The organism is Staphylococcus sp. NWU MK-U1, assembly GCF_033283505.1.
GTDB lineage: Bacteria > Bacillota > Bacilli > Staphylococcales > Staphylococcaceae > Staphylococcus > Staphylococcus haemolyticus.
Window position 1 is genome coordinate 199,444 of sequence record NZ_JAVSMG010000002.1, and the last position, 19,032, is coordinate 218,475.

Annotated in this window: 15 protein-coding genes and 1 other RNA gene; 14 read left to right on the forward strand and 2 right to left on the reverse strand. The window is 32.8% G+C overall.

What is annotated here, in order from left to right:
* Positions 1–4: 4 nt before the first annotated feature.
* The 12 genes from tgt to SBL16_RS04095 all read left to right on the forward strand — a co-directional run bounded on the left by tgt (position 5) and on the right by SBL16_RS04095 (position 15,490).
* Positions 5–1,144 (forward strand): tRNA guanosine(34) transglycosylase Tgt, encoded by a 1,140-nt coding sequence (tgt, locus tag SBL16_RS04040; RefSeq protein ID WP_107611742.1) that lies wholly within the window; start codon positions 5–7, stop codon positions 1,142–1,144.
* Between the two features lie 15 nt (positions 1,145–1,159).
* Positions 1,160–1,420 carry a preprotein translocase subunit YajC gene (gene yajC, locus SBL16_RS04045; RefSeq protein ID WP_011275581.1) on the forward strand — a complete coding sequence of 87 codons (261 nt, stop codon included), beginning with the start codon at positions 1,160–1,162 and terminating at the stop codon, positions 1,418–1,420.
* Between the two features lie 224 nt (positions 1,421–1,644).
* Positions 1,645–3,930, forward strand: coding sequence for a protein translocase subunit SecDF (gene secDF, locus SBL16_RS04050; protein ID WP_107611743.1), 2,286 nt, complete (start codon positions 1,645–1,647; stop codon positions 3,928–3,930).
* A 141-nt stretch (positions 3,931–4,071) separates the two neighbouring features.
* Positions 4,072–6,345 (forward strand): single-stranded-DNA-specific exonuclease RecJ, encoded by a 2,274-nt coding sequence (gene recJ / locus SBL16_RS04055; RefSeq protein ID WP_107611744.1) that lies wholly within the window; start codon positions 4,072–4,074, stop codon positions 6,343–6,345.
* Between the two features lie 21 nt (positions 6,346–6,366).
* On the forward strand, positions 6,367–6,885 hold the full coding sequence (locus SBL16_RS04060) for an adenine phosphoribosyltransferase (RefSeq protein ID WP_107611745.1): 519 nt from the start codon (positions 6,367–6,369) through the stop codon (positions 6,883–6,885).
* 367 nt (positions 6,886–7,252) lie between these two features.
* Complete coding sequence (locus tag SBL16_RS04065; RefSeq protein ID WP_119472352.1) at positions 7,253–9,442, forward strand: RelA/SpoT family protein; 2,190 nt, start codon at positions 7,253–7,255, stop codon at positions 9,440–9,442.
* A gap of 15 nt (positions 9,443–9,457) precedes the next feature.
* Positions 9,458–9,910 carry a D-aminoacyl-tRNA deacylase gene (dtd, locus tag SBL16_RS04070; protein WP_037536721.1) on the forward strand — a complete coding sequence of 151 codons (453 nt, stop codon included), beginning with the start codon at positions 9,458–9,460 and terminating at the stop codon, positions 9,908–9,910.
* Positions 9,907–10,782: an N-acetylmuramoyl-L-alanine amidase gene (locus SBL16_RS04075; protein WP_107612308.1), complete on the forward strand. Its 876-nt coding sequence runs from the start codon at positions 9,907–9,909 to the stop codon at positions 10,780–10,782. Before dtd ends, SBL16_RS04075 begins: the two co-directional genes overlap by 4 nt.
* A gap of 361 nt (positions 10,783–11,143) precedes the next feature.
* Complete coding sequence (gene hisS / locus SBL16_RS04080) at positions 11,144–12,415, forward strand: histidine--tRNA ligase (RefSeq protein ID WP_037536717.1); 1,272 nt, start codon at positions 11,144–11,146, stop codon at positions 12,413–12,415.
* 17 nt (positions 12,416–12,432) lie between these two features.
* Positions 12,433–14,199 (forward strand): aspartate--tRNA ligase, encoded by a 1,767-nt coding sequence (aspS, locus tag SBL16_RS04085; RefSeq protein WP_107635830.1) that lies wholly within the window; start codon positions 12,433–12,435, stop codon positions 14,197–14,199.
* A 233-nt stretch (positions 14,200–14,432) separates the two neighbouring features.
* Positions 14,433–14,623, forward strand: a non-coding RNA gene (ssrS, locus tag SBL16_RS04090) — 6S RNA.
* Between the two features lie 90 nt (positions 14,624–14,713).
* Entirely contained in the window at positions 14,714–15,490 is a 777-nt protein-coding gene (locus SBL16_RS04095; protein ID WP_037536712.1) for a ThiF family adenylyltransferase, read from the forward strand.
* A gap of 62 nt (positions 15,491–15,552) precedes the next feature.
* Here SBL16_RS04095 and SBL16_RS04100 read toward each other — a convergent pair whose 3' ends face one another.
* Positions 15,553–16,821 carry a replication-associated recombination protein A gene (locus SBL16_RS04100; protein WP_160380497.1) on the reverse strand — a complete coding sequence of 423 codons (1,269 nt, stop codon included), beginning with the start codon at positions 16,819–16,821 and terminating at the stop codon, positions 15,553–15,555.
* Between the two features lie 85 nt (positions 16,822–16,906).
* On the opposite strand from SBL16_RS04100, the gene cymR reads away from it, so the two are divergent.
* Together cymR and SBL16_RS04110 are read left to right on the forward strand one after the other, a co-directional pair.
* Entirely contained in the window at positions 16,907–17,329 is a 423-nt protein-coding gene (gene cymR, locus SBL16_RS04105) for a cysteine metabolism transcriptional regulator CymR (protein ID WP_033080142.1), read from the forward strand.
* Positions 17,330–17,468: 139 nt separating this feature from the next.
* Positions 17,469–17,603 (forward strand): SAS049 family protein, encoded by a 135-nt coding sequence (locus tag SBL16_RS04110; protein ID WP_011275593.1) that lies wholly within the window; start codon positions 17,469–17,471, stop codon positions 17,601–17,603.
* 220 nt (positions 17,604–17,823) lie between these two features.
* Here the strand turns inward: SBL16_RS04110 and SBL16_RS04115 are convergent, their stop codons facing one another.
* Entirely contained in the window at positions 17,824–18,837 is a 1,014-nt protein-coding gene (locus SBL16_RS04115) for an LLM class flavin-dependent oxidoreductase (protein WP_160380496.1), read from the reverse strand.
* Between the last annotated feature and the right edge of the window lie 195 nt (positions 18,838–19,032).

Genomic DNA, 19,032 nt, shown 5'->3' on the forward strand with positions numbered 1-19,032 from the left:
AAATATGCCAGCAGTAACTTATGAACATATAAAGACTTGTAAACAATCAGGTGCACGTTTAGGTATCGTTCATACACCGCACGGTTCTTTTGAAACGCCTATGTTTATGCCAGTAGGAACAAAAGCAACTGTTAAAACAATGAGTCCTGAAGAATTAAGACAAATAGAAGCGAAAATAATATTAGGAAATACATATCATTTGTGGTTACAACCTGGAAATGATATTATCAAACAAGCTGGGGGTCTACATAAGTTTATGAATTGGGATGGCCCTATTCTTACTGATTCAGGTGGTTTCCAAGTATTTAGTTTAAGTAATCTTCGTAAGATAACTGAAGAGGGTGTTGAGTTTAGACACCATACAAATGGATCGAAGTTATTTTTAAGTCCAGAGAAATCAATGGAAATACAAAATGACTTAGGTTCAGATATAATGATGGCTTTCGATGAATGTCCACCTATGCCTTCTGAGTATAAGTATGTTAAGGATTCAATTGAACGCACTACGAGATGGGCTGAGCGTTGTTTAAACGCACATAAGCGCCCAGAGGACCAAGCACTCTTTGGTATTATTCAAGGTGGCGAATATAAAGATTTAAGAGAACAAAGTGCTAAGGAATTAGTTGCTTTAGATTTCCCTGGATATGCTATCGGTGGGTTGTCGGTAGGCGAACCTAAACCAGTTATGTATGAAATGGTTGAACATACAATGCAATATATGCCAGATGATAAACCTCGTTATTTAATGGGCGTAGGTTCTCCTGATGCATTAATTGAATGTAGCATACGTGGCATGGATATGTTTGATTGTGTATTACCAACGCGTATTGCTAGAAATGGTACATGTATGACTTCAAACGGAAGATTAGTAATTAAGAATGCTAAGTATGCAAACGATTTTAAACCACTAGATGAAAATTGTGATTGCTACACATGTAAGAATTATTCACGTGCTTATATCAGACATCTGATTAAAGCTGAAGAAACTTTCGGTATCCGTCTTACTACTATTCATAATTTACATTTTCTGCTAAAATTGATGGAAGATATTAGACAAGCTATTCGAGAAGATCGTCTTTTAGATTTTAAAGATGAATTCTTTGAACAATATGGGCTTAATGTAGAAAACCCTAAAAATTTCTAATAAGGAGACAACATAATGAACGTTTCAGCACTTATTTTACCTATAATTTTAATTATAGTATTTTATTTCTTTTTAATTCGACCTCAACAAAAACGTGCTAAAGAACATCGTGAAATGATTAGCCGAATCGAATCAGGTCAACGTATTACTACTATTGGTGGTTTGAAAGGAACTGTTAAAGCTGTCGATGAAACTACAGTTGTTATCACAGTTAATGGTCATGGAACAGAAATGACTTTTGAAAAACCAGCAATTAAACAAGTAGACCCTTCTTAAAGTTAAGGGTAATGAAATTTATTTATTTAAAACTGTCGACAAAGTTCATACTATGTTGACAGTTTTTTATATTTTATGTATGTGCATAATAATCTTAATTTCACTAAAAGATGTAGTATGTTAATATAGATAGGTCATGTAATAACTATGTAATTTTTAATTAACTTGCACATGGTTTATTAAAAGATTATTCTTAGTACATAAGTAAACAATGAGGTGTTCATGTGAAGAAATTTAGTAGGATAATTGCATTCATACTAATTGTAGCCGTTTTGTTCGTTGGAATGGGGCTTACATATAAGAATGTAGTTAAAAACGTAAATCTTGGATTAGATTTACAAGGTGGATTTGAAGTTCTTTATCAGGTTAAACCATTAGATGGTGATAAAAAAATTGATGAGAAAGCCTTACAATCGACTGCTAGAACTTTGGAAAATCGTGTCAATGTTCTCGGTGTTTCTGAACCTCATATTCAAGTTGAGGATCCAGACAGAATTAGAGTTCAATTAGCAGGTGTTAAAGATCCAGATGAAGCTCGTAAAATATTATCTTCGCAAGCTAATTTAACTATTCGTGATGCCAATGATAAAGTTAAATTAACTGGTAAAGATATTGTACAAGGTTCAGCTAAACAAGAATTTAAGCAAGGTACTAATGAACCAGCTGTTACATTTAAATTAAAAGATCGTGCTAAATTTAAAAAAGTAACAGAAGAAATTTCGAAAAAACAAGAAAATATGATGGTAGTATGGCTTGATTATAAAAAAGGTGATAGCTACCATAAAGAGTTAGAAAAACCTGAAGATAAACGTAAATACGTTTCAGCTGCTTCAGTAGATCAACCTATTAATTCAGATAGTGTTGAAATTTCAGGTGGATTCCATGGTCAACAAGGTGTGGAAAGAGCTAAACAAATTGCAGAATTACTAAATGCTGGTTCACTACCTGTTGATTTAAAAGAAATTTATTCTAATTCAGTAGGTGCACAGTTTGGTCAAGATGCACTTGATAAAACAATATTTGCATCAGCGATAGGCGTAGCAATTATATATCTATTTATGGTCGGTTTCTATAGACTACCTGGTTTAGTTGCTATCATCGCTTTAACTGTTTATATTTATCTTACTTTAGTAGCATTTAATTTCATTTCTGGTGTTCTTACATTACCAGGATTAGCAGCTCTCGTACTCGGTGTAGGTATGGCTGTAGATGCGAACATAATTATGTATGAACGGATAAAAGATGAATTGCGAATTGGTAGGACGTTAAAACAAGCCTACTCTAAAGCAAATAAGAGTTCTTTCTTAACGATATTTGACTCGAACTTAACTACAGTTATTGCTGCGGGTGTATTATTCTTCTTCGGTGAAAGTTCAGTAAAAGGTTTTGCGACAATGTTACTCTTAGGTATTCTTATGATATTTGTAACAGCTGTATTTTTATCAAGAGGTTTATTATCATTACTTGTATCATCTAATTACTTTAAGAAGAAATTCTGGCTATTTGGAGTTAGTAAGAAAAATAGACATGATATTAATGAAGGTGTAGATGTTCATGACCTTAAAACTTCATATGAAAAGTGGGATTTTGTTAAATTAGCCAAACCATTAATCGGATTCAGTATTCTGATTTTGATTGTTGGTATTGTGATTTTAAGTATATTCAAATTAAACTTAGGTATTGATTTCTCTGCAGGTACGCGTGTTGATATCGACTCTGATACAAAATTATCTCAACCTAAAGTTGAACGTACGATGAAAGACATGGGATTAACTCCAGATCAAGTTCAAATTAATGGTAGTGACAATAAACAAGCAACTGTGCAATTTAAGAAAGATTTATCTAAAAATGAAGTTGTAGAACTTAACAAAAAAGTGAACGATGAATACGGTCATAAACCAACTGTAAATACAGTATCACCAATGATTGGACAAGAATTAGCTAAAAACACTATGAAGGCTCTTATCTATGCGGCAATAGGTATTATTATCTATGTTTCACTAAGATTCGAATGGAGAATGGGTCTATCATCAGTATTAGCATTACTGCATGACGTCTTTATGATTGTTGCATTATTCAGCTTACTTCGCTTGGAAGTTGATATTACATTTATTGCAGCAGTACTAACTATCGTAGGTTATTCAATTAATGATACGATTGTAACATTTGACCGTGTAAGGGAAAATCTGCATAAAATTAAAGTCATTACCAAACCAGAGCAAATCGATGACATCGTTAATCGCTCTATCCGTCAAACAATGACTCGTTCCGTTAATACTGTTTTAACAGTAATTGTTGTCGTAGTTGCGATTTTAATATTTGGGGCATCAAGCTTATTCAATTTCTCATTAGCATTATTAATTGGATTAGTATCTGGTGTATTCTCTTCAGTATTTATCGCTGTACCTTTATGGGGTATAATGAAGAAACGACAACTTAAAAAAGCAGATAATGGTAAATTAACGGTATACAAAGAGAAAAAATCAAATGATGAAAAGATTTTAGTATAAATTATTAGGGAGTAGGACATTGCATTCAATGTTCTACTCTTTTTCTAATATCATTAATAGTTTTATCAACTTAACGTTGTTTACTTTTTATTTAGTTGAATTTTCGGTATAATGACCTTTGGAAAAAGGGAGGATAATTACATGATTAAATCTAAATATAACTGGCTCTATGAACCTCCAACAGAATACATAAATGAAACTTTAATAAAAAAATATCAATTAACACCTATTATAAAAAAACTACTTGAAAGTAAATCGATAACTGATGATGAGTCAATTAAAGCCTTATTAGATGAAACCATCATTAACCACAATCCATGGCTATTAAGTGATATGGAAAAAGCGGTGACTCGAATCAATGAAGCAATTGATAAAAATGAGCGTATATTGGTATATGGTGATTATGATGCCGATGGTGTCACTTCTACAACTATATTAGTTAATACATTGCAGACATTAGGTGCTGAAGTGGGTTGGTATATTCCTAATCGATTTTCAGAAGGTTATGGTCCTAATGAACTTGCATTTAGAAATGCCTATGATGAAGGCGTGTCTCTCATCATAACTGTCGATAATGGCATACAAGGTCATAAAGAGATTGAAATGGTACAAAAGCTAGGAGTTGATGTCATAGTAACTGATCATCATGAAATTGGACGTACTTTGCCTGAAGCGTATGCCATCGTACATCCAATGCATCCAGAGTATGAATACCCATTTCACTTTTTATGTGGTGCAGGTGTAGCTTACAAATTATCTCAAGTTTTATTAGAAAATCCTCCTAATTATTTTGTAAGTTTAGCTGCGATTGGTACTATAGCAGATTTAGTGTCAATGACAGATGAAAACCGCTCTATAGTAAAACAAGGTTTATCATTTTTAAATCAAAACTGCCCGATTCAAATTAAAGCATTACTTAACCAAGCTGGTTATAATGACACGATTAACGAAGAAACTGTAGGTTTTATTATAGGGCCGCGACTTAATGCCGTTGGTAGATTAGAGGATGCATCATTAGCTGCTGAGTTATTAATGACCGAAGATGAAGAAGAGGCTGAATTTCTTGCCGAACAAGTAGAACATTTTAATGTTGAACGTAAAGAAATAGTAGCTCAGATAACTGATGAGGCACTAGCCATTGCTGAAGAAAAAGTGAATAATGGCAATCAATTTTTACTATTAGCTAAAGAAAATTGGCATGAAGGTGTCTTAGGTATAGTAGCATCTAAAATTGTTGAGACATATGCATTACCTACCTTAATTCTGAATATTAATTTAGAACAAAATCATGCTAAAGGATCAGCTCGTAGTATAGAACAAGTTTCAATGTTTGAAATTTTGAGTGCACATCAAGATTTAATTTCTAAGTTTGGTGGTCATCATATGGCTGCGGGTATGACTATGGAAATAGATTATATTGAAGCATTAGAGCAAGGATTGAATGACTGGATGTTTAAATTATCAGAACATACGTCACTAGAACCGACGAAACATGTATCAGTTAAATTAGAAGAGAATGATATTTCAATAAATAACATTCGTGATATACAAAGACTAAGTCCATTTGGCACAGACTTTGAAAAACCATTATTGGAAATTGATGATAATGAAGTCGTTGATGTTAGAGCAATTGGAAAAGATAAAAACCATTTGAAACTAGTAACCGGTCAGTTACAATTACAAAGCCTATATTGGAAAAATGGTCAGTTAGCAACTCAAATTGAACCTGGTCAACCAATCAATCTACTAGGAAATTTACAAATCAATGAATGGAACGGAAATCAATCACCACAGTTTATTATTCAAGATATAGCAACGAATAATGAACAAATATTAGATTACCGAAGTAAACGTAAACAATTAAATATAGACCCAAACGATACTAGAGTTGCTTTTTTAATACACCCTAAAAAAGAAAAATTGAATCATAATTACTATTATTATGGTGATAAAATCGATCAAGAACACGAAGTAGTAATTTTAAGAGACTTGCCAAATGATTTAGACAGTCTTAAAGATAGTCTCAAAAACTTAAATTATTCACAACTCTATTTAGTATTGCAACATCAGCAGAGTATATATTTTGATGGTATGCCCACGTCAAATCAATTTAAAAGCTGTTTCAAAGCGCTAATGACTAAAAAAGAAACCAATCTTGAACAAGAGGGTATGTTACTGTGTCAACATTTGAATGTTAAACCTAATATTTTAAAATTTATGCTTAAAGTATTTTATGAGTTAGGTTTTGTAACAGAAGAAAATGGTATAATTAAAATTGTAGATAATGCTAACAAACAAAATATTGAAACAAGTCGTGTTTATCAATTAAGACAATCCAGAATGGAAGTTGAGAAACTTTTACTTTATGATGATTTTACGCAATTAAAAACTTGGATCAAATCACAGAAGGGTTAGTAAATAGGAGGAAATAGATATATGGATTTAAAGCAATATGTTTCGGAAGTGCAAGATTGGCCTAAACCGGGAGTTAGTTTTAAAGATATAACAACAATTATGGATAACGGGGAAGCTTATGGTTATGCTACCGATCAAATTGTTAAATATGCTAAGGAGAGAGACGTTGATATAGTTGTAGGTCCTGAGGCAAGAGGATTTATAATTGGGTGCCCTGTAGCTTATTCAATGGGGATTGGTTTTGCGCCCGTGAGAAAAGAGGGTAAATTACCTCGTGAAGTTATCCGATATGAATATGACTTAGAATATGGTACAAATGTTCTTACTATGCACAGTGATGCAATTAAACCAGGTCAACGTGTTCTTATAACTGATGACTTATTAGCTACTGGAGGTACTATAGAGGCGGCAATTAAACTAGTTGAAAAACTAGGAGGAATCGTCGTAGGTATTGCATTTATAATTGAACTTAAATATTTAAACGGTATTGAAAAAATTAAAGACTATGATGTCATGAGTTTAATTTCATATGATGAATAGATGACTAGAATTAAAAGACATAGTCCATGCTTTTAATGTCTAACAATTTTTGGGAATGAGATAATGAATTCGTATAGGGATTCTATCTCATTCCCATTTTTTCGTTAAATTGTTTACTTGATTTGATTTCAGCGTAACACCATTTATTTATTTAAAAACTTGTAGTATCATAGAACTATTATTTATAAAAATGTTAAGGCGTTTGTAGTTCTTTTAACATTTGATAAAATTAAAGTAATACTCGCATTTCTATATCTAAATAGATGATATACTCGGATTAATGAAGGACAATGTATGTTTTCTTAATTTTCAAAAATTCGAATATGAGTTGAGTATTTGAAATACAAATGAGTTGGGGTGTCATATATTGAATAACGAGTATCCATATAGCGCTGATGAGGTGCTAAATAAAGCTAAATCATATTTATCAACTGATGATTATCAATATGTCCTAAAAAGTTACCATATAGCTTATGAAGCCCATCAAGGACAGTTCCGTAAAAATGGTCTTCCGTATATCATGCATCCTATTCAGGTAGCGGGCATATTAACAGAAATGCGTTTAGATGGTCCAACGATAGTGGCAGGTTTTCTGCATGACGTCATCGAAGATACGCCATACACATTTGACGATGTTAAAGATATGTTTAACGAAGAAATAGCGCGAATTGTTGATGGTGTTACTAAACTTAAAAAGGTTAAATACCGCTCTAAAGAAGAACAACAAGCAGAAAATCATCGTAAATTATTTATTGCAATTGCAAAAGATGTTCGAGTGATACTTGTCAAATTAGCCGATAGATTACATAACATGAGAACACTAAAAGCTATGGCTAGAGAAAAACAAGTGCGTATCTCTAAAGAGACACTAGAAATTTATGCACCATTAGCACATAGGTTAGGTATTAATACGATTAAATGGGAATTAGAAGATACTGCACTTAGATATATAGACAGTGTTCAGTATTTCCGTATTGTCAATTTAATGAAGAAAAAGCGTAGTGAACGAGAAGCTTATATCGCTAATGCAATAGATAAAATTCAAACAGAAATGATTAATATGGACATCACTGGAGAAATTAGCGGTAGACCTAAACATATTTATAGCATATACCGTAAAATGATGAAGCAGAAAAAGCAGTTTGATCAAATATTCGATTTATTAGCTATTCGTGTAATTGTAAATTCTATTAATGATTGTTATGCAATTTTAGGGTTAGTCCATACATTATGGAAACCTATGCCTGGAAGATTTAAAGATTATATTGCCATGCCTAAACAGAACATGTATCAATCTCTCCATACAACTGTCGTTGGTCCTAATGGAGACCCTTTAGAAATACAAATTAGAACGTATGAAATGCATGAAATAGCTGAACATGGTGTTGCAGCTCATTGGGCATATAAAGAAGGAAAAACAGTTAATGAAAAGAACCAAGATTTTCAAAATAAATTAAATTGGTTAAAAGAATTAGCTGAAGCTGATCATACATCATCTGACGCACAAGAATTTATGGAATCACTGAAATATGATTTACAAAGTGATAAAGTTTACGCTTTCACACCTGCAAGTGATGTTATTGAATTGCCTTATGGTGCGGTTCCAATAGATTTCGCTTATGCTATTCATAGCGAAGTCGGAAATAAGATGATAGGTGCAAAAGTTAATGGTAAAATTGTTCCTATTGATTATGTTCTTCAAACCGGAGATATTATTGAAATTCGTACAAGTAAGCACTCTTATGGACCTAGTAGAGATTGGCTTAAGATAGTTAAATCATCAAGTGCTAAAAGTAAAATTAAAGGTTTCTTTAAAAAACAAGACCGTTCATCAAACATTGCAAAAGGTAAGTTTATGGTCGAAGCAGAAATTAAAGAACAAGGCTTTAGAGTAGATGATATTTTAACTGATAAAAATTTAGAAGTTGTTAATGAGAAATACTATTTTGCTAATGATGATGATCTATTTGCAGCAGTTGGATTTGGTGGTGTAACGGCATTACAGGTTGTTAATAAATTGACCGAAAGACAGCGTATACAAGATAAACAAAAAGCGCTAAACGAGGCACAGGAAGTTATTAAATCACTTCCGATTAAAGATGATATCATCACTGATAGTGGTGTCTATGTCGAAGGTATAGAGAATGTATTGATAAAGCTTTCAAAATGTTGTAATCCAATCCCTGGAGATGATATTGTAGGATATATCACTAAAGGACATGGTATAAAAGTGCACCGTACAGATTGTCCAAATGTTAAAAATGAAACAGAACGATTAATAGCAGTTGAGTGGGTTAAATCTAAAGATTCTACTCAACGATACCAAGTAGATTTAGAAGTTAGTGCATATGATCGTAATGGTTTATTAAATGAAGTAATACAAGCCGTTAACTCTACAGTTGGAAGTATTATTAAAATCAATGGACGGTCTGATACTGATAAGAATGCAATTATCACTATTAGTGTTATGGTGCGTAATGTTAATGATGTATTCCGTGTAGTTGAAAAACTAAAACAATTAAGTGATGTATATACAGTGTCAAGAGTTTGGAATTAATGAGGTGCTATTAATATGAAAGTAGTTGTACAAAGAGTAAAAAGAGCAGCAGTTACAAATAACAGCATTCACAATGAAATCGACAAGGGTTTCTGTCTTTTAGTCGGAATAGGTAAAGATACAACGGAAGCAGATATAGATGCAGTTGCTAAAAAGATTATTAACGCTCGTTTGTTTGAAGACGAGAATGGCAAACTTAATTTAAATATCCAACAAGTTGAAGGTCAAATTTTATCTATCTCACAATTTACTTTATATGCTGATGTACGTAAAGGTAATAGACCAGGATTTTCAAATTCAAAAAATCCTCAAGAAGCCAATGAGTTATATGAAAAATTTAACACTGCTTTAAAAGCTTATGACGTTGAAGTGAAAACAGGTGAATTTGGTACTGATATGGAAGTTGAAATTATCAACGATGGTCCAGTTACTATTATTTATGAAAGTCAGGATGGCAAAATAATATGAACAAAATAGATGCATGGTTATCTAAACATGACCTTAAAAATCTGATAACATTGATTGTTGTAGGTGCTTTTATATTATTTTTAATATTATTATTTATGCTAATGAATCATAGTGATCAAGGGAGTAATAGAATTACAGTTTCAGAGAATGCTGAGTTACGAACTGGTCCAAATGCTGCTTATCCTGTGATATACCAAGTCGAAAAAGGTGATACGTTTACTAGATTGAGTAAATCAGGTAAATGGATAGAAGTTGAAAGCAGAGATGGTTCTGAAAAAGGTTGGATAGCTGGATGGCATACAAGCTTAAATATTGAAGCGGATGCAAATAAAAAAGTAAACCCTTTGAAAAATAAGGTCATTGTCTTAGATCCTGGCCATGGAGGCAATGACCAGGGTGCATCCAGTAATACTTCAAAAAAGAGTTTGGAGAAGAACTATACTTTAAAAACAGCTAAAGAACTGAGACGCGCTCTTGAAAAAGCAGGGGCAACAGTTAAATTAACACGTTCTGATGATACATATGTTAGCTTAGATGATAGAAAACTTAATGGTGACGCATACATAAGTATACATAATGATTCTCTTGATAGTCCTAATGCTAATGGTTCAACTGTTTATTGGTATAAAAATAATCAAGAAGCTTTAGCTGAAACGTTAAATACGAACATACAAAAGAAAGCCATGTTGTCTAATAGAGGAACTCGACAAGAGAACTTCCAAGTACTCAGACAAACCAATAAGCCAGCCGTGTTATTAGAATTAGGATATATAAGTAATCCAACAGATGAGGTAATGATACGAGATCAAATCCATCGACAAGTTGTAGAAGAAGCTGTAGTGGATGGTTTAAAACAATATTTTGCCTCTTAAAGCTTGCAAACTATGCATAAACTCGTTATTATAATTAGTGAACTTTATATATAATACCGTTATGATTCTTGAAAGTATAAATGAAAGAGGTAGCAATAATTGATATTGTGAAGAGATATAATCCATGGCTGGAAGATTATACTGAGTAATTTATTATACTTTGAACACAAGAACAGGTGCTTTAATAGATTAAGCCGTTTTACGTACGTTACACGTTTTGAGTGGTAATTAAGTTTTACTAATGAATTTAATTACAATTAGGGTGGCAACACGGCAATTCGTCCCTTGTATAGCAGAAATGCTATATAAGGGACTTTTTTTATTAAAGGGAGTTTGTAAAATACAAAGAAGGAGTGATTGTGTGATTAGAATTCCTAGAGGTACACAAGATATCTTACCTGAAGATTCTAGTAAATGGCGTTACATTGAAAATCAACTTGATGAATTAATGAAATTATATAATTATAAAGAAATTCGCACGCCTATATTTGAAAGTACAGATTTATTTGCACGTGGCGTGGGTGACTCTACAGATGTCGTACAAAAAGAAATGTACACTTTTAAAGATAAAGGTGACAGAAGCATAACTCTAAGACCAGAAGGAACAGCAGCTGTTGTACGTTCATACATTGAGAATAAAATGCAAGGTATTCCAAATCAGCCTGTTAAATTATATTATAATGGGCCAATGTTCAGATATGAACGTAAACAAAAAGGGCGATACCGTCAATTCACTCAATTCGGCGTTGAAGCGATTGGTGCTGAAAATCCGAGCATGGATGCTGAAGTTCTAGCTATGGTGATGCATATCTATGAATCATTTGGCCTTAAACATTTAAAATTAGTTATCAATAGTATTGGTGATGCTGATTCACGTAAAGAATATAATGAGGCACTAATACGTCATTTTGAGCCAGTGATAGATACATTTTGTGATGATTGTAAATCAAGATTACACACAAATCCAATGAGAATACTAGATTGCAAAATTGATAGAGATAAAGAAGCTGTTAAAAATGCGCCAAGAATTACTGATTACTTAAATGACGATTCAAAAGCTTACTTTAATGAAGTGAAGACTCACTTAGATGATTTAGGTATTTCATATGTTGAAGATCCTAACCTTGTACGTGGTCTTGATTATTACACACACACTGCTTTTGAATTAATGATGGATAATCCTAATTATGATGGTGCAATAACTACCTTATGTGGTGGTGGTCGATATAATGGACTGCTTGAATTATTAGATGGACCAAATCAAACGGGTATTGGTTTCGCTTTAAGTATTGAAAGATTGTTATTGGCGCTTGAAGAAGAAGGAATTGATTTGGACGTCGAGGATACGTTTGATCTTTTTATCGTTACTATGGGTGAAGAAGCTGAACGATATAGCGTTAAGCTTTTAAATCAACTCAGAAAATCGGGTATAAAAGCCGACAAAGATTATTTACAACGTAAAGTTAAAGGCCAAATGAAACAAGCTGATCGTTTGAATGCTCAATATACTGTTGTTATCGGTGATCAAGAACTTGAAAATGAAGTGATTGACGTCAAAGACATGTCAACAGGTGAAACAGAAACTATTAACTTAAATAACTTAGTAAATTATTTTCAAGAAAAAAATAATTAATAAAAAGGAGAATATAAATGAGTAAAAGAACAACGTATTGTGGTTTAGTTACAGAAGAACTTTTAAACCAAAAAGTTACTTTAAAAGGTTGGGTTCATAATCGTCGTGACTTAGGTGGTTTAATCTTTGTGGATTTACGTGACAGAGAAGGTATCGTGCAAATCGTCTTTAACCCTGATTTTTCTGAAGAAGCTTTAAGTGTAGCTGAAACAGTAAGATCAGAATATGTAGTTGAAGTTGAGGGAACAGTAACAAAGAGAGATCCAGATACTGTGAATCCTAAAATTAAAACTGGTCAAGTAGAAGTTCAAGTTTCTAATATTACAATTATCAATAAATCAGAAACACCACCATTTTCTATTAATGAAGAAAATCAAAATGTTGATGAAAACATCCGTTTAAAATACCGTTATTTAGATTTAAGACGTCCAGAGTTGGCACAAACATTCAAAATGAGACATCAAACAACACGCTCTATTCGTGAATATTTAGATAACAATGGTTTCTTCGATATTGAAACTCCTGTTTTAACTAAATCTACGCCAGAAGGTGCCAGAGATTATTTAGTACCTTCTCGAGTTCATGAAGGAGAATTTTATGCATTACCACAATCACCTCAATTATTTAAACAATTACTAATGATTAGTGGTTTTGACAAATATTATCAAATTGTTAAATGTTTCCGCGATGAAGACTTACGTGCAGATCGTCAACCTGAATTCACTCAAGTCGATATTGAAATGAGTTTCGTTGATCAAGAAGATGTGATTCAAATGGGTGAAGAAATGTTACGAAAAGTTGTTAAAGATGTTAAAGGCATTGACGTATCAGGTCCTTTCCCTAGAATGACTTATGAAGAAGCGATGAGACGCTATGGTTCAGACAAACCTGATACTCGTTTTGATATGGAACTTAAAGATGTATCACAGTTAGGTCGTGAAATGGACTTTAAAGTATTTAAAGATACTGTAGAAAATAATGGCGAAGTAAAAGCCATTGTAGCTAAAGGTGCAGCCGACAATTATACTCGTAAAGATATGGACGCATTAACAGAATTCGTAAATATTTATGGTGCTAAGGGTCTTGCATGGGTAAAAGTTGTTGATGATGGATTAAGTGGTCCAATCGCTCGTTTCTTTGAAGATTCAAATGTTGCGACTTTAAAAGATCTTACACAAGCTGAATCAGGAGACTTAGTAATGTTTGTCGCTGATAAACCAAATGTAGTAGCTCAAAGTTTAGGTGCTTTACGTATTAAAATTGCCAAAGAATTAGGTTTAATCGATGAAAATAAACTTAATTTCTTATGGGTAACAGATTGGCCGTTATTAGAGTATGATGAAGATGCTAAACGTTATGTAGCTGCACACCATCCATTTACTTCACCTAAACAAGAGGATATTAGTAAATTAGATTCAGAACCTCAAAATGCACAAGCGAATGCTTATGACATCGTTTTAAACGGTTATGAATTAGGTGGGGGATCAATCAGAATTGCAGACGGTGAATTACAAGAAAAAATGTTTGAAGTATTAGGATTCACAAAAGAACAAGCTAGAGAACAATTTGGATTCTTGTTAGATGCATTTAAATATGGTGCACCACCACATGGCGGTATTGCACTAGGCTTAGACCGTTTAGTAATGCTATTAACTAATCGTACAAACTTACGTGATACAATTGCATTCCCTAAAACAGCTTCAGCGACTTGCTTGCTTACAGATGCACCAGGTGAAGTCTCAGACAAACAATTAGAAGAGCTTTCTTTACGTATTCGTCATTAGATTTAACATATAAAATGATATAAATACATTAGTCATCAAAATCACAGTGGATTTTGGTGACTTTTATTTAGCGTTTTTTCGTATTTTTGTAGAACTATATTCAGCTAACAAAACTATAATAATATTATGTAAACTCAATATTATTAAAATTTTGCTTCACAAAATATACATTTCTATCTAATTCATAAGGATTTCTTTATTTAAACCTCTGTGGTAATATATAAACATAAGGTAGTCATCTGTATTGTTCGTACGTTTGCTTTTTATTTGGGCCTAACACTTTTTGATCAGGGAGTCCAATAGGTTTTCTTGCAGCGCACACGCCTCAATTGGAGGACTTGCAAAACAAGAAACAGGGCACCCACCTGTATATAGCAGGCCGAATGATCAAGCTTTTTATAACTACGGCAATCACGGACTCTACCGGTACGCAAGGCTTTATGTCTTGCGTATTTTTATTTGTCTTTTTCTGTTAACATATAGTTATCGTATTGTTTTTATAAAGGAGTTTAAAATGAAACATCAATTTTCAAGAAACGAATTAGCATATGGACAAGAGGGATTAGATCTATTAAAAGAAAAAACAGTTGCAGTTCTTGGGGTAGGTGGTGTTGGTTCATTTGCTGCTGAAGCATTAGCTAGAACCAATATTGGTCATATTATTTTAATCGATAAAGATGACGTAGATATTACAAATGTCAATCGTCAAATACATGCACTCACTACAACTATCGGACAAAGTAAGGTCACTTTGATGGAAGAACGTATTAAACTTATTAACCCTGATTGTAAAGTAACACCACTTCACATGTTTTATACTGAGGAGACATATAAGGATTTATTTAATAATTATGATATTGATTACTTTATCGATGCAAGTGATACTATAATATATAAAGTTCATCTGATGAAAGAGTGTTTAGAACGAGGAATTAAGATGATTTCAAGTATGGGGGCAGCTAATAAAACTGATCCTACACGATTTAAAATAGCAGATATTTCTAAAACATATATGGACCCTATGGCTAAAATTATCCGTAATAAGCTAAAGCGTCAAGGTATAAAAAAAGGTGTACCTGTCGTGTTTTCTGATGAAAGCCCTATTGTAATTCGTGAAGATGTAAAAGCAACCGTTGGAGATGAAAACGCCATTAATCGTAAAGGGCAAATGCCTCCATCATCAAATGCATTTGTACCAAGTACAGTAGGATTAATCTGTGCGAGTTACGTAGTAAATGACATTTTAAAAAATATACCTGTACGCCGTATTAAGGATAAAGGAAATATTTAAATAATAGACTATGAATCAAATTTAAAAGTCATTTATAATGGCTAATTGATTCATAGTCTTTTTTAGTTTTTGTTTCTTAAATTATCATAAATAGTTTTAAATTGTTGTTCACTTTTTGATGTTGTTTTAGGCTCATAATAAATTTTATTTTTGAGTTTATCTGGCAAGTATTGTTGAATGACGTGTCCATTTTCATAGTTATGAGGGTACTTATAACCTATGGCACGACCCAAATCTTTAGCTCCAGCATAATGTCCATCTCGTAAATGGTCAGGAATTTGGCCAATATTACCTTTACGTATGTCACTAAGTGCACTGTCAATCGCAGTGATCGCTGAGTTGGATTTAGGTGATAATGAAAGCTCAATTACAGCTTGGCTAAGAGGAATCCTCGCTTCCGGAAACCCCAGTCGCTCTGCCGATTGAATGGCTGCAAGCGTACGTTGTCCCGCATTAGGTGAAGCTAACCCTACATCTTCATAACTAATGACTAATAAGCGTCTTACAATAGTCGGTAAATCGCCAGCTTCAATTAATCTTGCTAAATAGTGTAATGCAGCGTTTACATCACTACCTCTTATTGACTTTTGAAAAGCACTCATAACATCGTAGTGCATATCTCCATCTTTATCGCTTACGAAAGCACCTTTTTGCAAACAATCTTTAGCATCTTGAAGAGTGATATGTCTAATTTCATTTTCAACTGAAGCACTTAAAACAGCCAATTCAAGAGCATTTAAAGCACTTCTAACATCTCCTTGACTTTGCGTAGCAAAGTACTCTAATGCATCTTCATCTACTTTGGGTTGATAATTAGCTAAGCCACGTTCAGAATCATTTAATGCTCTATTAATTGCGAGTCGCACATCATCATGATCCAATGAATACAGTTCGAATATTTGAGCTCTAGAGCGAATAGCTGGATTGATTGCATGATATGGATTTGAAGTTGTTGCACCAATTAGGACGATTTTACCATTTTCTAAATGTGGTAATAAGAAATCTTGTTTAGCTTTATCTAACCGGTGAATTTCATCTAATAAAAGAATGACTTGACCTGACATTTTGGCTTCTTCGACTACCATTTGCATATCTTTTTTTGAATTTGTAACTGCATTTAATTGTCTAAATTTATAATCAGTGCTACCAGAAATTGCTTTCGCAATACTTGTTTTACCAATGCCTGGTGGCCCATAAAATATCATTGATGATAATCTTTTGGTTTCAACCATTCGTCTAATAATGCCTCTAGGTCCTACTAAATGTTGCTGCGAAATGATTTCGTCAATGTTAGTAGGTCTCATTCTTGAAGCTAAAGGTTCTGTAGTCACTATTTTCACACCTTTCTAATACTATCTTAACTGAAAAAATGCTAGAATGGTATTATATATTATTCGAATTATGTGAGGTAATGTTATGAAAATATCAACGAAAGGGAGATACGGCTTAACTTTAATGATTTCCCTTGCTAAAAGAGAAGGGCAAGGATGCGTATCTTTAAAGTCAATTGCTGAAGAAAACAGTTTGAGTGATTTATATCTCGAACAATTAGTTGGCCCTTTAAGAAATGCTGGTTTAATTCGAAGTGTTCGTGGTGCCAAAGGTGGTTATCAACTTAGAGTACCAGCTGACGAAATTAAAGCAGGCGATATTATTCGTTTACTAGAAGGTCCTATAACGATAGTCGAAAGTATTGAATCAGAACCACCTGCTCAAAAACAGTTATGGTTAAGAATGAGAGATGCTGTTAGAGAAGTATTAGATAATACTACTTTAAAATATCTAGCAGACTATGTCGAAACTGATGATAAACTTGATGGTTACATGTTTTATATTTAATTTTAAAAATATGTTTATATAAAATTGTGTGTGGTAAATAATAATTACAACAGTAAAGTACATTCTTTATTTTATATCTCAGAATTAACATGATACTTGATCGAAAAAATATTCTTAAATTTGAAAGGAGAATTTCATTATGGGATTCATGGATAAAGCGAAAGATGCAGCAGATAAATTTAAAAATAGCGATAACGAACAAGTTGATAAAGCTAAAGACAAAATCAATGAATATACTGAGAAAAACAACGATGACAAAAAAGATGATAAATAATTAGTTTTCAAGCGATAACATTTAATGTTATCGCTTTTTTATATCAAAAGAAGTATTTACAATTTAAGTAATTCAAAACATTTTTATTAAACTATATGTTGTTTTAGCACTTATAACTAAATGTTCATAAGCACATAAAAGGAGTGAGCTTAAATAATATCCCACTCCAAATTATGCCTTAATTCTCTCACTATCCATCAATATTAAATTTTAATATTGATTATTGATTCAATTTTTCAATAATATTCTGTAAACGAGTGAATGATTCAAATTGCTTTTCTTGATCATAAATATAGCTAATTCCCATGAGTTCATCAATTTCACCATATTCTTTAATAAATGCTTCTAACTTCTCTTTAACTGTTTCCTCTGAACCTATTAGCGAATCATTAAATCTTTGTTTAGCCATCTCAAATTCTCTAGGTGTTAGAAGAGCTTGTAAGTCATTTGTAGGTGGTTGTACTGGTTGCATTCTACCACGAGCAATACCAATAAATACTTGAGCTAAAGTGCTTGCTAAGTATTCAGCTTCTTCATCACTTTCAGCTACAATCGCATTCAAGCATACAATCATATAAGGCTTATCTAATACGTCAGAAGGTTCAAATAGTTCTTTATATATTTGAATTGCCTCTTTCATTTGCTGAGGTGCAAAATGTCCTGCAAAGACATAAGGTAATCCCTTACGTGCAGCTAAATGAGCTGAATCAGTAGATGATCCAAGAATATATAAAGGTACATTTTTACCTACAGCAGGATAAGCTCTTACATAAGCTTGTTTATTTCCAGGTCCAAAATAAGTTTGTAATTGTTCAACTTCTTCAGGAAACTCATAGACGCCATTATGCTGGTCACGTCTCAATGCGCTAGCTGTCATCATATCAGTCCCTGGGGCTCTACCTAAACCTAGATTAACTCTGTTTGGGAAAAGTGTTTCCATTGTTCCAAATTGCTCCGCAACTATTAGAGGAGCATGGTTTGGTAACATAATCCCTCCAGATCCAACTTTAATACGTTTCGTATGTTCAAGTGTATGTTGAATCAATAGAGAAGTTGCTGAACTTACTAAATTTGGTGCGTTATGGTGTTCTGCAATCCAGTATCTTTCATAATTAAGTGAATCTAACTTTTGAGCTAAACTAATCATATCCTCAATTGCTTCTTTATCACTCTGACCTTCTCTTATTGGAACTAAATTTAACGCAGATACCTTTAGATTACCCACAGTTTTCATCTCCTCATATAAAATTAATATGGTTCAGTTTAACAAGATATGTAGTTTAATTTATATTGAAATGCTCATAATCGATAATGTTAGTGAAAAAATATTGATACTTTAATTAATAGTACATTTAAAAATATTTATAAGTAAATGTGGGGTTAATTTTTAAAGTGGTTGAGTGTTAAAATATTAAATAATGGAAAAATT

Coding starts and splice junctions, on each gene's coding strand:
- recJ (WP_107611744.1), top strand. CDS start 4,072: ATGATTAAATCTAAATATAACTGGCTCTATGAACCTCCAACAGAATAC.
- yajC (WP_011275581.1), top strand. CDS start 1,160: ATGAACGTTTCAGCACTTATTTTACCTATAATTTTAATTATAGTATTT.
- SBL16_RS04075 (WP_107612308.1), top strand. CDS start 9,907: ATGAACAAAATAGATGCATGGTTATCTAAACATGACCTTAAAAATCTG.
- cymR (WP_033080142.1), top strand. CDS start 16,907: ATGAAAATATCAACGAAAGGGAGATACGGCTTAACTTTAATGATTTCC.
- SBL16_RS04110 (WP_011275593.1), top strand. CDS start 17,469: ATGGGATTCATGGATAAAGCGAAAGATGCAGCAGATAAATTTAAAAAT.
- tgt (WP_107611742.1), top strand. CDS start 5: ATGCCAGCAGTAACTTATGAACATATAAAGACTTGTAAACAATCAGGT.
- SBL16_RS04115 (WP_160380496.1), bottom strand. CDS start 18,837: ATGAAAACTGTGGGTAATCTAAAGGTATCTGCGTTAAATTTAGTTCCA.
- dtd (WP_037536721.1), top strand. CDS start 9,458: ATGAAAGTAGTTGTACAAAGAGTAAAAAGAGCAGCAGTTACAAATAAC.
- aspS (WP_107635830.1), top strand. CDS start 12,433: ATGAGTAAAAGAACAACGTATTGTGGTTTAGTTACAGAAGAACTTTTA.
- SBL16_RS04095 (WP_037536712.1), top strand. CDS start 14,714: ATGAAACATCAATTTTCAAGAAACGAATTAGCATATGGACAAGAGGGA.
- SBL16_RS04060 (WP_107611745.1), top strand. CDS start 6,367: ATGGATTTAAAGCAATATGTTTCGGAAGTGCAAGATTGGCCTAAACCG.